At 43.7% G+C, this 14,161-nt stretch carries 13 protein-coding genes; 6 read left to right on the forward strand and 7 right to left on the reverse strand.

Annotation, left to right across the window (positions count from 1 at the left end):
- Genes DBZ36_RS08050 through DBZ36_RS08075 form a run of 6 tightly spaced genes read left to right on the forward strand, consistent with a single transcriptional unit; the run spans window position 1 to window position 5,775 of the window.
- The gene (locus DBZ36_RS08050; protein ID WP_120354384.1) at window positions 1-2,796 is read left to right on the forward strand and encodes a monovalent cation/H+ antiporter subunit A; all 2,796 of its coding nucleotides are present in this window, start codon (window positions 1-3) and stop codon (window positions 2,794-2,796) included.
- Window positions 2,796-3,149, forward strand: a complete 354-nt coding sequence (locus DBZ36_RS08055; protein ID WP_120354385.1) for a Na+/H+ antiporter subunit C — start codon at window positions 2,796-2,798, stop codon at window positions 3,147-3,149. Before DBZ36_RS08050 ends, DBZ36_RS08055 begins: the two co-directional genes overlap by 1 nt.
- Before the next feature lie 3 nt (window positions 3,150-3,152).
- The gene (locus DBZ36_RS08060) at window positions 3,153-4,664 is read left to right on the forward strand and encodes a monovalent cation/H+ antiporter subunit D (RefSeq protein ID WP_120354386.1); all 1,512 of its coding nucleotides are present in this window, start codon (window positions 3,153-3,155) and stop codon (window positions 4,662-4,664) included.
- Window positions 4,664-5,149 (forward strand): Na+/H+ antiporter subunit E, encoded by a 486-nt coding sequence (locus DBZ36_RS08065; protein ID WP_120354387.1) that lies wholly within the window; start codon window positions 4,664-4,666, stop codon window positions 5,147-5,149. Before DBZ36_RS08060 ends, DBZ36_RS08065 begins: the two co-directional genes overlap by 1 nt.
- Window positions 5,143-5,412 carry a K+/H+ antiporter subunit F gene (locus DBZ36_RS08070; protein ID WP_120354388.1) on the forward strand — a complete coding sequence of 90 codons (270 nt, stop codon included), beginning with the start codon at window positions 5,143-5,145 and terminating at the stop codon, window positions 5,410-5,412. Before DBZ36_RS08065 ends, DBZ36_RS08070 begins: the two co-directional genes overlap by 7 nt.
- 9 nt (window positions 5,413-5,421) lie before the next feature.
- Window positions 5,422-5,775, forward strand: coding sequence for a Na+/H+ antiporter subunit G (locus DBZ36_RS08075; protein WP_120354389.1), 354 nt, complete (start codon window positions 5,422-5,424; stop codon window positions 5,773-5,775).
- A 20-nt stretch (window positions 5,776-5,795) separates the two neighbouring features.
- On the opposite strand, the gene DBZ36_RS08080 is transcribed toward DBZ36_RS08075, so the two are convergent.
- The 7 genes from DBZ36_RS08080 to clpX all read right to left on the reverse strand — a co-directional run bounded on the left by DBZ36_RS08080 (window position 5,796) and on the right by clpX (window position 14,071).
- Complete coding sequence (locus tag DBZ36_RS08080) at window positions 5,796-6,077, reverse strand: D-Ala-D-Ala carboxypeptidase family metallohydrolase (RefSeq protein ID WP_120354390.1); 282 nt, start codon at window positions 6,075-6,077, stop codon at window positions 5,796-5,798.
- Between the two features lie 95 nt (window positions 6,078-6,172).
- A complete protein-coding gene (locus DBZ36_RS08085) occupies window positions 6,173-6,391 on the reverse strand; it encodes a D-Ala-D-Ala carboxypeptidase family metallohydrolase (RefSeq protein WP_158589049.1) in 219 nt (72 codons plus the stop codon).
- A gap of 68 nt (window positions 6,392-6,459) precedes the next feature.
- Window positions 6,460-7,425 carry a D-2-hydroxyacid dehydrogenase family protein gene (locus tag DBZ36_RS08090; RefSeq protein ID WP_120354392.1) on the reverse strand — a complete coding sequence of 322 codons (966 nt, stop codon included), beginning with the start codon at window positions 7,423-7,425 and terminating at the stop codon, window positions 6,460-6,462.
- A gap of 338 nt (window positions 7,426-7,763) precedes the next feature.
- Entirely contained in the window at window positions 7,764-9,653 is a 1,890-nt protein-coding gene (locus DBZ36_RS08095; RefSeq protein WP_120354393.1) for a SurA N-terminal domain-containing protein, read from the reverse strand.
- 102 nt (window positions 9,654-9,755) lie between these two features.
- Entirely contained in the window at window positions 9,756-10,031 is a 276-nt protein-coding gene (locus DBZ36_RS08100) for an HU family DNA-binding protein (protein ID WP_120354394.1), read from the reverse strand.
- A 228-nt stretch (window positions 10,032-10,259) separates the two neighbouring features.
- Window positions 10,260-12,614: an endopeptidase La gene (lon, locus tag DBZ36_RS08105; protein ID WP_120354395.1), complete on the reverse strand. Its 2,355-nt coding sequence runs from the start codon at window positions 12,612-12,614 to the stop codon at window positions 10,260-10,262.
- Window positions 12,615-12,793: 179 nt separating this feature from the next.
- Window positions 12,794-14,071, reverse strand: a complete 1,278-nt coding sequence (gene clpX, locus DBZ36_RS08110; protein ID WP_120354396.1) for an ATP-dependent protease ATP-binding subunit ClpX — start codon at window positions 14,069-14,071, stop codon at window positions 12,794-12,796.
- Window positions 14,072-14,161: the final 90 nt, after the last annotated feature.

Below are 14,161 nucleotides of genomic sequence, written 5' to 3' on the forward strand. Positions count from 1 at the left end.
ATGAAATTGTTTCTGCTGTGTTTTCTCCCAATTATTGGGGTAATCATACCAAGCTTAGTTAAAGGGTTAGGCCGAAGCCAAATAGCCTTTTTTACCGCATTATTACCAGCTGCTAGTCTTGCACTTCTATTGAGCGAGATGTTTGCCGTCTTTGATGGTGCAGTTATATCCCATCAAATCGCCTGGGTAAGTTCTCTAGGCTTAAATTTAAGCTTACGTTTAGACGGCTTAGCCTTTTTGTTTGCGGCGCTAATCCTCGGTATTGGTTTGCTTGTCATTTTATATGCTCGCTACTATTTAAGCGAACGCGATAACATGTCGCGTTTTTATAGTTATCTTATCCTCTTTATGGCAGCCATGTTGGGCGTAGTGCTCAGCGGAAACTTAATCCAGATGTGGTTCTTCTGGGAAATGACCAGTATTGCCAGCTTCTTGCTGATCAGCTTCTGGACCCATAAGAGCGAGGCACGTAAAGGCGCGCGCTTGGCCTTAACCGTGACCGGTTTAGGCGGTCTGTGTTTATTGGCTGGGGTTATCCTTATTGGCGAAACTGTGGGTAGCTACGAACTTGACGTGGTACTTAACGCAGGCGATCTCATCCGAGCTAGCAGCCTATATCCAGCAATATTGGTACTTGTCCTACTCGGCGCCTTTACTAAGTCTGCGCAATTTCCTTTCCACTTTTGGCTTCCTCATGCAATGGCAGCTCCAACCCCAGTAAGCGCCTACTTGCACTCTGCTACCATGGTAAAAGCCGGTGTATTCCTGCTCGCACGCATGTATCCAGTGCTTTCTGGTACTGACATGTGGTTTGTTTTAGTCAGCGCAACTGGATTAATGACCCTATTGTATGGCGCGTATACCGCGGTCTTCCAACACGATCTAAAAGGACTGCTTGCCTACTCAACTATTAGTCATTTGGGACTTATAACCCTGCTATTTGGGCTTAATCGCGATATGGCAGCAGTGGCTGCTATTTTTCATATTATTAACCATGCCACCTTTAAAGCTTCGTTATTTATGGCTGCCGGTATTATTGACCATGAGTCAGGCTCGCGAGACATGAGAAAACTCAATGGCTTGTTCCGATTTATGCCAATAACCGCCACCCTCGCGATGGTGGCAGCGGCAGCTATGGCTGGTGTCCCCTTACTGAACGGATTTCTATCCAAAGAGATGTTCTTCACTGAAGTGCTAGGACAACGCACCTTAGGAGCAATTTCCTGGTTAATACCGGTGTTGGCCACCGTTGGTGCAGCGCTTTCAGTAGCATATTCACTGCGTTTTATTCACGATGTATTCTTTAATGGCGAGCCACGGGACTTACCCAAAACCCCGCATGAGCCCCCACGCTATATGCGGGTTCCGGTGGAAGTTTTAGTAGCGATGTGTCTTTTGGTTGGTGCTTTCCCAGCATTTACCATTGGTTCGCTGCTCAATGCAGCCAGCGAAGCGACTCTCAACACCCCTGTACCTGAATATAGCTTAGCGATTTGGCATGGCTTCAACATACCACTGCTGATGAGTGCCATGGCTATTATTGGCGGCGTACTTATTTATATGAGTCGTAAACAGCTATTTCGATTCCAAGCTAGCTTTAAGGAAATTAACGCCAGCGAGATTTTTGACAAGGTCATATACCAAGTTCAACGTGCGGCGCATGCAACTATCGATTGGATAGACAATGGCAGCTATCAACGTAGCGCCTTTATATTATCGGCATTTGCTTTGGTGATGTTGGCCATTCCAATTTCTCATATAAGCGAACCGTTAGACCGTTTAGCCCATACTGAGGCACAAATGCCTGTCATTGTTGGCAGTATTTTGTTGATATTAGGCTCTTTAGCAACCGTTCTTGTCAGTCATAAACGAATCATAGCCTTAGCAATGCTCTCGTTAGTTGGATTAGTTGTTTCTATCGCCTTTAACTTCTTCTCGGCACCTGATTTAGCCTTAACTCAAGTGTTGGTCGAAGTAGTTGCAATCATCTTGCTACTACTAACCCTATACTTTTTCCCGCAGACCACACCTCGCAGTGCGACTGGTCCGGCAGGCTTCGCCAGAGATATTTTGCTCGCATCGACCATTGGTGCAGTAGTCGGTACGGTTTGCTTACTCATGTTGACCTATAACGCGGAATCTGTTTCGCAGTTTTACATCGACAATGCAAAAACTGGCGGTGGCGGCACCAACGTGGTTAACGTTATTTTGGTTGATTTCCGTGGTTTCGACACGATGGGAGAGATACTAGTTCTCGGCATTGCTGCGCTAGGAATATACAAATTGATTGCGCGTATGCGTTTGTCTATACGAACTCGTGATGCGCAAGGCCGCTTATGGAGTGAAGACAAACATCCAATGATTTTGTCGGTTGTTTCTCAAAGCTTGTTACCACTAGCGTTGCTGATTTCTGCTTATATCTTCCTACGCGGTCACAACTTACCTGGTGGCGGTTTTATCGCAGGCTTAATCACCGCTGTTGCAATGATTTTGCAATACTTTGCTCATGGTGTCAGTTGGGTGAGCGCCCGTCATAAAATAGTATATCAAAGCTTGATCGTCAGTGGCTTGATGATAGCTGTGCTAACGGGGCTAGCGCCACTAATATGGGGTTATCCGTTCCTAACTTCTTGGTTTGACTACTTCACGTTACCAGTAATAGGTAAATTTGAACTGACCTCAGCCTTGGTATTCGATTTAGGTGTTTTCCTTACTGTCGTAGGTTCAACCATGTTGATTCTTTCGAATTTGGGCAAACTTACAACCAATCAACGCTTAAAAGTGGAGCAACAATAATGGAAATCTGGTTTTCAGCCGCCGTTGGCGTTGCAACAGCTTGTGGTGTGTTTCTAATGTTGCGTGCACATACCTTTACTTTGGTTATAGGACTTACACTACTGTCTTACGCGGTAAACTTATTTTTGTTCGCCAGTGGCGGACTCACCACCGATAGTGCTGCCATTTTGGGAGAGAATACAATTACTAGTGACCCGCTGCCACAGGCCTTGGTGCTCACCGCAATTGTAATTGGTTTTGCCATGACAGCATTTGCATGTATTCAAGCCATGCGCGCTCGTTCTGATAGCGGAAATGACCATGTTGACGGTAAAGAACAACAAGAAAGTTCAACTAAAACGGAGGCATCGTAGTTCATGCTTCAAGATCATTTAGCAATATTACCGATTATCACGCCCATGCTTATGGGCATCATATTGTTGTTTGCGCGCCTGCGTGAAAACATCAATGACCAACGCGTCATCGCCATTTGTGGTCAGGCCATAGGCTTACTAATTTCAATTGTCTTGCTGCGTAGTGTACTGCTCGATGGGCCGATTGTTTATCAATTGGGTAATTGGCAGCAACCCTATGGTATTGCCTTATACGTTGACCAACTAAGTGCTTTGTTAGTACTGCTAACCAGCTTAGTCGCATTTTGTGCGCAAGCTTATAGCTGCGCTGGTGAAGATAAAAATGGCGCCTTCTTTCACCCCTTAATGATGTTCCAGGTTGCGGGTATTAGCGGTGCATTTTTAACTGCCGACATTTTTAACCTGTTCGTATTCTTCGAAATACTACTGATGGCGTCGTATTCACTAATGATACACGGCGGGGGCAAAAATAAGGTTCTGGCTAACTCTCACTATGTATTTTTGAATCTCTTGGGTTCTTCAATATTTTTGATTGCTCTTGGAACCATTTATGCAGCCTTTGGCACCTTAAGCTACGCAGATTTATCACTAAAAGCGCAAAATATTGAAGGCACTCAACTGCTGCTAGCTCAAGCGGGAATATTCTTGCTGTTTGTAGTCTTTGCACTTAAATCAGCGATGCTTCCCCTGCACTTGTGGTTGGCCAAAACCTATAGCTCAACTAGCGCGCCGGTTGCTGCCTTATTCGCGATACTCACCAAGGTAGGTCTGTATTGTATTTGGCGTATCCATGGCGTGGTCTTTGGTAGTGGTGTTGATCCGCTTTCAGCCCCCGTTTTGCAATGGTTAACGCCTCTAGCACTTCTAACCTTAGCATTGGCTGCTGTTGGTATATTGGGTAGTAAAACACTGCGCCAATTGGCCAGCTATCTAATTATTGCATCTGTCGGTAGTTTACTGCTGGTTATTGCTCAACATAATCCGCAAGCAAGCGCAGCAGGTTTCTATTATTTGATTCATAGCACATTGGCTGGATGCGCAATATTCTTACTCGCCGGCATTGTGGTGCGTCTGCGGGCCAAAGCGCAAGATCGCTTTGTGAGTACACGTGCTATGCCATCGTCGGGTTTATTAAGTTTTCTATTTTTGGTGATAGCTATTGCGATGATAGGACTACCGCCGTTATCAGGCTTTATAGGCAAAGCACTTCTGCTCAAAGCCACCATGAGTAGCAATTGGATGGTATGGAGTTGGGCTCTCATTCTAATTAGCTCATTTGTAAGCCTTATTGCAATGTCTCGCGCGGCAAGTTACTTATTTTGGAAAGCCAGTGGCGAGCCTGCCGAGGGCGATGTAGTACATAAACTTGAGCTCATTCCATTGTTTGTTATTTCAATGCTTTTATTAGCGTTAGTCGTGTTTGCTAATGATGTTGATGGCTTTACCCAAAGCGCAGCTCAACAAATGCATGCTTATCCAATGCCTGAAATGATTGGCCTTAAAGGAGCGCAGTAATGACTCGATTATTTCCAACGCCCTATCACAGCCTAATGCTGTTTACAGTTTGGCTACTACTTAACGGTTTCGCAGCTGCGGATCTATTATTAGGTGCTTTCTTTGCAATTGGTATACCTGTTTTGGTTGCACCCCTTTGCCCCAAGGAACCGGTTACCAATCAACCAATAAAAGTAATTCTGTACTTTTTGCGCCTACTACTGGACATCGTTAAAAGTAATATAGATGTAGCTGTTCGCGTTTTACAGAACAACAAAACCCTTAAACCAGGAATGATTGCGTACCACTTGGAGCTCAAAGGCGACTTACCCTTGACAATTCTTAGTAGTACGATCTCATTAACTCCGGGGACACTTAGCGCTGATTTTTCTCGAGAAAAAAGTATTTTGTACGTGCATGTACTGCATCTTGAAGATGAGCAAGCCATTATCGACAACATTAGAAACCGATACGAAATGCCACTAAAGGAGATTTTCAAATGTTAGCTTTAAGTCTTCAATTCGCAATAGCCTGTGTGTTTATCTCATTGCTATTAAATGCTTGGCGCTTAATCATTGGTCCAGAAACGACCGACCGAATACTGGCAGTTGACACCATGTACGTAAATTGCGTGGCCTTGATTATCATGTTTGGGATCCATACTCAAAGTGATGTTTACTTTGAAGCAGCGGCTCTAATCGCCCTGCTCGGCTTTATTAGCACTGCGGCATTTTGTAAGTTTTTGCTGCGCGGCGACATCATTGAATAGGTTATTTTCATGCTAGAAATTATTTGTAGTGTATTACTTATTATTGGCGGTTTGTTTATCTTTCTGGGCTCATACAGCATGGTCAAGTTGCCAGACTTTTACACCCGTTTGCACGGACCAACCAAAGCCTCAACTTTAGGTGTTGGTTCTATCATTTTAGCTGCGATTATATTCTCAGCTATCAATGGCGGCATCTCTTTAAAAGAGCTGATCATCACACTGTTTTTGTTTATCACAGCTCCGGTAGCGGCGCATATGTTGGCCAAATCTGCGCTACATATTCAAGTCAAACAACGCAAAGGCAGCATTAACGACGAACTTTTTGAAAACGCTAAGCAACAAAAAGATAGTCCAAGCGATTAAGCGATTAAGCGATAGTAAAACTAAGCAACTAAGCCCTGACTATAGACTCGATTACTATAGGTAAGGGCGATGTTGCGATTGTCTTTATGAGATTGCGCTAATCCCACATGCACCCAACCAGAGCGCGGTTCCCCTTGCCGGTAACACTCTAAGATTAATTTGTCGTAGTCTAAGTTGTCACGTATCCATGTCGCTAACTCTATATTACTAATACCTGGGACTTCAATGTCGACAGCTCTTCCCAAACAGTGCTTTGAGTTAGTTGAACCTCCAATGTGTTTATACCAATCACAGTAATTTATTGATCACTATTATTTGACTAAAACACCAATCTTGTCGTCATAACTCTTGTCATTAGACCGCTAATAACCGCGACTTCTTCCTAAAGCTAAGCGTTTTAGTACAACAAGTAACAGACCAAAAATATAATGGGATTGGTATTATTGAGCTCTAGTGAGCGATAGCCGCTATTGGGTTTGAAAGCCTGTCCGTAATGTTGTCTTACTGGTTCAAGCACCTCTGTACACAAACGTCTAAGCTTGGGGATCAAATCGGCACTGGGATGGTTATCAATACCTAAACGCTCAGCCGTTGGGGAATCGATCAGTTCAGCCAAAGCAAAATGTCGTGATAACTTGTCCCTTTGTAGTATTTGTCGTATCCAAACCAGCGGCAAAAACTAATTTATAGACTCTCAATCAGGTTCTGTGGCTTTCCCTGTGCATAGGCAAGTACATTTTCGAAGGCTTTTTTGAAATACAACTCGTAGCTGTTGGTTTCCACATAACCAAGGTGTGGCAAGGCCAGTACGTTAGGTAAGCCAAGCAAGGGCTCATTACTTAGCATAGCAGGCTCATTTTGGTAGACATCCAGCGCGGCACGTTTACTTGGGCTGTCAGACAAAACCTCAAATAAAGCTCCTGGCTCAACTAACTCTGCACGACTGGTATTCACAAATAAGGCGTCAGCTTTCATCATAGCTAAGTCCGTGCGTTGTACACAAAATTCGGTCACCTCGTTTAAACGTAGGTGCATACTTAGCACATCAGATTGGCAAAAAAACTCGGTCTTGGATTGAGCTGCTTTAAAACCATCCGTAACTGCTTGCTGTCGAGAACGCTCACTTCCCCAAACCATGACCTGCATGCCAAAGGCTTTAGCGTAGTTAGCAATCCGCTGACCGATTTTGCCATAGCCCCATATTCCCATTGTAAGCCCATTTAAGCTCCTACCTAAACCAAGGTCATGAGTTTGCTGCCAAAGCCCACTCTGAAGCTTTGAGGCGTAACTAACAAGGTTGCGAGAGGCCGCCATGATCAAGGCCCAGCATAGTTCCGCTGGTGCGACCGGCGAGCCTATACCTTCGGCTACATCTACACCGTACTTTTGACAGAGTTTAGGATCGATGTGCTGACTGATTTTTCCGGTTTGACTTATAAGCTTTAGACGAGGAAGCGCAGCCAGCATGGATTCACTAATCGTGGTACGTTCACGTATCAACACTAAGGCCTCTACATCTTTAAGTTGGGCTATCAACGCTTGCTCGGTGTACGTTTGGCTTAGAACGGTGGTATTATGTTCGCTTAACAAACTAAAACACGCCAAATCTCTTACGACATCCTGATAATCATCGAGTATTGCAATTTTCAAAACAAAGTCCTTTCACCAAACTACTTTAATGAGACTTAATCCTACACGGTTTATCCAATCAGCCCCAGCCCTTGCCTTTCGTTGCGGCGAGTACTGCAGCTGGTAGATTTGTGAAATTTTAATACCAGTCCCACTAATTTTTTAATCAGCCTAGTCGATTATAATCACTTATATCAGCGTCAAAAATCTTGTCATTAGGTCAACTAGTAACTGCGCTTTTTTCCTTGATCTAAGCAATTCTATATACGACGAATGACGACCAACTAATTAGTAGGAATGGTATAAGTAAAAAAAACGCCCCTAAAAGGAGCGTTTTTTACATTAAAGGCAAAGCACTATTAACTCTCAGTATTGCCTCTAGTGGTGTACTCAATTTCGCTTTTCGCACGAAGACTTTGCAACAAGGCTGCATAACTACCTTCGTTTTGTATTTGCGTTAAACGACCGGCAAAACTACGTTGTAGCAATTCGTCAACTTCACCGTCGGTACTAACATTTTTAAGTTGAATAACCACGCTGTCGCCATTGAATAGTTCAGTGGTACTAAAGCTTGGTTTACCATCACTTGGCTTAGGCATGGTAAACGCAGCTTGGGTTAAGCTTGGTTCAATGCGATCGTTTTGACGTTCAAGTTCAGTCGCAAACTCAATACTCAAGACATTTTCAGCAAGAAGGTCGCTAATATCATCGCCAGCTTTCCAAGACTGCTCTAGGCTAGCAGCCAATTCGGCAGCTTTTTCAGCAGCGATTTGTGAAATAACCGCTTGTTGTACTAAGTCCTTAACTTCATCAAAGTCTTTTGCCCCTGCTCGCTGATGAGCAGTGACACGCAATACCACACTTTGATCATCCCCAACTTGAATCAGGTCTGAGTTTAACTGCTCTTCAATAACATCAATGTCAAAGGCCACGCTTAAAACTGCGTTATGAGCTAAATGCTCCGGAGCATTGTTACGACTTAAGCCTTCAATGGTTTTCACTTCAAGACCTAACTCAGTGGCTACGTCTGCTAAACCATCTGGTAGTTCAAACGATACTTCGCCTAAGCGTTGGCTCACTTCATAAAATTTATTCAAGGCAAGCTCTTGCGCTAAGCTTAACTGAATTTGCTCACGAACGGTCTCAAGATCAGCGACAGTACTTTCACGTTTTTCGATAAGCTTTATCAAGTGGTAACCAAATTCACTTTTAACAACGCCAGAAATTTGTCCAGCATCGTTCAATGCAAAGGCTGCGGTTTCAAACTGTTCGTCCATAACACCAGGCTCGAACCAATCTAACTCACCACCATTTTCTCCACTAAAGCTGTCATCACTTTCGGTTTTAGCGAGTTCAGCAAAATCTTCACCAGCTTGTAAACGTGTTTCAAGTGCCAGTGCCGTGTCTTCTTCAGCAACTAGAATATGCGCAACTTTGATTTCAGCACTACGCGCAAATTGATTTTGATTTTCGCGGTAATAATTTTCGATGTCTGCTTCGTTAACTTCTATATCAGCTAGAACATCATTAAGGGCTAGGTTGATGTATTCGATATCAACACTTTCATCGGTCTGGAAAAAGTTAAGGTTATCGTTGTAATAGCTTTGTAATTGCTCATCACTAGGCTCAGCGGTGCTAGTAAAATCGGCAGCACTAACCCGAACAAAATCAAAGTCACGCTTTTGCTGTTGAATGTCGGTGAGAAGCTTCGTTTCAATAGGCAAAGCAAAGTCACTGCTGAATAACGCAATTTGAAGTTGAGCTCGCGTAAGATCAGCACGGACAGATTCGCGGAATTGATCAACACTCATATTTGCGCGATAAAGCAAAGCGAGGTAGCGGTCATTATCAAACTGACCATCAACACTAAATTCAGGCATATTTCTGATTTCAAAGCGCACCTGATCATCGCTGACTCTTAAACCTAGGCTCTCTACTTTTTGGTCGATCAATCGTCGATCAATCAGTTGGTCTAGAACATTGCGACGTAATTCTTCGATATACCCTGGGGTAGCGGCTAACTGGGCAAAACGATCGCCGTATTGCTCTTCCATTTGAGAGCGCTGATTTTGATAGGCTTGATCAAACTCAGCTTGGCTAATGTCTTCACCATTAACTGTTGCCGCAATTTGCGCTGTAGGCGCTGCGATGTAGCTACCTATCCCGGCTAGAGCGAACGACAAAATAATCAATGCCAATATGATTTTGGCGAGAGGGCCTTGACTGCCTTCGCGGAGCTTTTCCAACATGTTTGTTAACCTATAATCCTAAAAACTACAAATACTCTAACAGTAAAAAAGCGCATCAAAGATGCGCTTTCTGGTACCTAATAAACTTCGGTACACAACGACTTAGTCGTTAACAGCATCTTTAAGTGCTTTACCGGCTTTAAATGCAGGTACTTTCGCTGCGGCGATTTGGATTTCTGCGCCAGTTTGCGGGTTGCGGCCAGTACGTGCTGAACGCTCACGAACCAAGAAAGAGCCGAAGCCAACCAATGAAACAGTATCACCCGCTTTGAGTGTGTCTGAAATTGCATCGATGAACCCATCAAGGGCACGAGTCGCTGCTGCTTTTGAAATGTCTGCTTGCTCCGCAATTTTATCAACGAGTTGCGCTTTATTCACAATTATATCCTCTTGTCCTTTTGTCGAAGCTACTTAATGTGCCTCGAAAATTGTAACGACACTTAAAGTGCTTCTTTATTATCTTTTACTGATACTCACCTTTCACATCCATTATAAGGTAAGGCGTATTAACTACCAGTAAGCGGTATTATACCAGCCCCTAGGCTATAGTTAGCGGGCAGAGCTGGCAAGTACTATTTGGCACTATTGTTCACATTTAGGGTTGTTTCAAACTTTTGCATCAATGCTGAAGGCTTCTGGTGGATGTTCAAGTGCAATTTCAAGCACTTCGTCGATCCACTGCACTGGTTTGATGCTTAAATCACCAATCACATTTGCAGGAATCTCCTCCAAATCTCGCTCATTATCTTTAGGGATAATCACGGTTTTGATGCCACCACGATGCGCTGCAAGTAATTTCTCTTTTAAACCACCTATTGGAAGTACTTCACCACGCAAAGTTATTTCGCCCGTCATCGCAACTTCAGCCTTAACCGGATTTCCAGTCAAACTTGAAACCAACGCAGTACACATACCAATACCGGCACTTGGACCATCTTTTGGTGTTGCCCCTTCAGGTACGTGAACATGAATATCACGTTTTTCGTAAAAGTCTTCTGCAATACGAAGTTTGTCAGTACGTGAGCGAACCACTGTCATCGCCGCTTGAATGGACTCTTTCATGACATCACCTAGCGAACCGGTAAAATTGAATTTACCTTTACCGGCAACCGATGCAGTTTCAATGGTGAGCAACTCTCCGCCAACCGAAGTCCAAGCCAAACCGGTAACCATGCCAATACGGTTGTTTTCGTCAGCTTTACCGTAATCAAAGCGTTGAACCCCAAGATAATCTTTGAGGTTAGCAAGATTAATTGCTACATGTTTGGTGTCTTTGTTGAGTAAAATTTCTTTTACCGCTTTACGGCACAATTTCGAAATATCACGCTCTAGACTCCGAACCCCCGCTTCTCGGGTGTAATGACGGATAATACCTAAAAGAGCACTATCGTCAATTTCGATTTCATGCGCTTTAAGACCATTTCGCTTAATTTGCTTGGCTAGCAAATGCTGTTTTGCAATGTTTAGCTTCTCGTCTTCGGTATAACCAGAAAGACGTATGACTTCCATCCGGTCTAATAGTGGACCGGGTATGTCCATTGAATTAGAGGTAGCGACAAACATGACATCACTGAGGTCATAATCAACTTCTAAATAATGGTCATTAAAGCTATTGTTTTGTTCTGGATCTAAGACTTCCAATAATGCAGATGCTGGGTCGCCGCGCATATCCGAAGACATTTTGTCTATTTCATCGAGTAGGAATAGCGGGTTTTTTACCCCAACTTTAGACATTTTCTGAATCAATTTACCCGGCATGGAACCAATATAGGTTCGACGGTGTCCACGAATTTCAGCTTCGTCACGCACGCCGCCAAGCGCCATACGAACGTATTTGCGTCCAGTAGATTTTGCAATCGATTGACCCAACGAGGTTTTACCCACACCAGGAGGCCCTACCAAACACAAGATGGGTCCTTTCAACTTATTGACACGGCTTTGTACGGCTAAATACTCAAGAATGCGTTCTTTTACTTTATCCAAGCCATAGTGGTCTTGATTAAGGACTTCCTCAGCTTTGGCTAAATCCCGTTTGACCTTCGAGCGCTTAACCCAAGGTACACCAAGCATCCAATCCACATATCCTCGTACGACGGTGGCTTCAGCTGACATCGGTGACATCATTTTGAGCTTATTTAACTCTGCCTCAGTTTTGATTCGAGCTTCTTCAGGCATCTTAGCGTCGATAATTTTTTGAGCTAAGACTTCAAACTCGTCTTGTCCATCTTCCATTTCACCGAGTTCTTTTTGAATAGCTTTCATTTGCTCATTCAAATAGTACTCGCGCTGGCTTTTTTCCATCTGCTTTTTGACTCGCCCGCGGATTTTCTTCTCCACGTGCAAGATGTCTATCTCAGACTCCATCATTGCCATGAGGTATTCAAGACGCTCGACTGTTCCTGCTAGTTCAAGCACTTCTTGTTTGTCATCAAGCTTGATTGGCATATGTGCAGCCATGGTATCAGCGAGGCGAGACGCATCTTCAATCCCAGACAACGAGGTTAAAACTTCCGGTGGGATTTTTTTGTTAAGCTTAATGTAGCCTTCGAACTGAGAGATAGCAGTACGTACCAGTACTTCTAGCTCTTTGTCTTCGACATCATTGCTTTCGATTAACTGTGCTTTAGCGACAAAAAACTCTCGCTCATCATGCATCGACTCAATTTTGGCGCGCTGGCTACCTTCAACCAATACTTTAACGGTTCCATCAGGAAGCTTTAGCAACTGTAGGATGTTGGCAACCGTACCTACTTCATATACATCTTCTATGGTCGGATCATCGTTGCCAGCGTCTTTTTGGGCAACTAATAGCACTTGTTTTTCTTGCTCCATTGCTGCTTCTAGACAGCGAATCGACTTTTCACGTCCGACAAACAATGGAATAACCATATGCGGATATACCACTACATCACGTAACGGTAATACTGGAATCTCAATACTTTCGGTTTGCTGCTGGCTCATAAACTTCCCTTCACCCGAATTTGGCTTTTTTATCTATCAAAAATATATTGGGATTAAAGCGGCAGATTCAATTCGTTTTTGAGTGAAAACCCAAAATAAAACCGCGAGTGCTGGTTATTTAAACAAAAAAACCACGTTTCGCCGCAAAGCCAAACGTGGTTTTAAGATCTTAGCTCACCCTACTCGGAGGATGCGGCTTGATTCTCGCTGCTATAAATCAAAATCGGATCGCTTTCGCCAACAATAACCGTGTCATCAATTACAACTTTGCTTACATTTTCCATTGATGGCAGATCATACATGGTATCAAGTAGTACCGCTTCAACAATTGAACGAAGACCACGAGCACCTGTTTTACGTTCCATTGCTTTAGTTGCAATCGCACGTAAAGCATCTTCTCTAAACTCAAGTTCTACATCTTCAAGTTTAAACAAAGCACCATACTGTTTGGTTAAGGCGTTCTTAGGCTCACTCAATATTTGAATAAGCGCTTTGTCGTCAAGTTCAGTCAATGTCGCTACTACTGGCAAACGGCCAATAAACTCGGGGATTAAGCCATATTTTACCAAATCTTCGGGCTCAACCTTTGCAAAAGTCGCGGACAATGAGGTTTTGTCTTTCTCACTTTTCACATCAGCATTGAAACCAATACCTGTGCCAGTCGCGGCGCGTTGCTCAATCACTTTATCGAGTCCCGCAAATGCTCCACCACAGATAAATAAGATTTTAGAGGTATCAACTTGCAAAAACTCTTGCTGAGGGTGCTTACGCCCACCTTGCGGTGGTACTGAAGCAACCGTGCCTTCAATTAGTTTTAGAAGTGCTTGTTGAACACCTTCACCACTAACGTCTCGAGTAATACTTGGGTTATCAGACTTGCGAGAAATTTTGTCAATTTCATCGATGTAGACAATACCTCGTTGGGCTTTCTCTACGTCGTAATCACATTTCTGAAGTAGTTTCTGGATGATGTTTTCAACATCCTCACCCACATAACCGGCTTCAGTTAAGGTCGTTGCATCGGCCATCGTGAAAGGAACATCCAGCAAACGCGCTAAGGTTTCAGCTAGTAAAGTTTTACCTGAACCTGTAGGACCGATTAATAGGATGTTACTTTTACCTAGCTCAATGCCTTCAACTTTGTCGCCATTGCGTAGACGCTTGTAATGGTTATAAACCGCTACCGCTAGCACTTTCTTGGCATGGTCTTGTCCGATAACGTACTCATCGAGATGACTACGTATTTCACGAGGAACAGGTAAAGCATCCCCGCCTTTTTTCGGCGAAATTTCTTTTATTTCTTCACGAATGATGTCGTTACAAAGCTCAACACATTCATCGCAGATATAAACCGACGGCCCAGCAATGAGTTTACGAACCTCATGTTGGCTTTTGCCGCAAAACGAACAGTACAACAGTTTGCCGCTGTCGCCTTCGCCCTTGCGCTTATCAGTCATTCGTTTACCTCTTTTGTTCTTCGGATCTTCTGCGGTTTAGCAGCTATCCCTCAATTGTAAGACAGCTCGCGTAGAAAACCCAATTTTTAT

This window comes from Alginatibacterium sediminis, assembly GCF_003610775.1.
GTDB lineage: Bacteria > Pseudomonadota > Gammaproteobacteria > Enterobacterales > Celerinatantimonadaceae > Alginatibacterium > Alginatibacterium sediminis.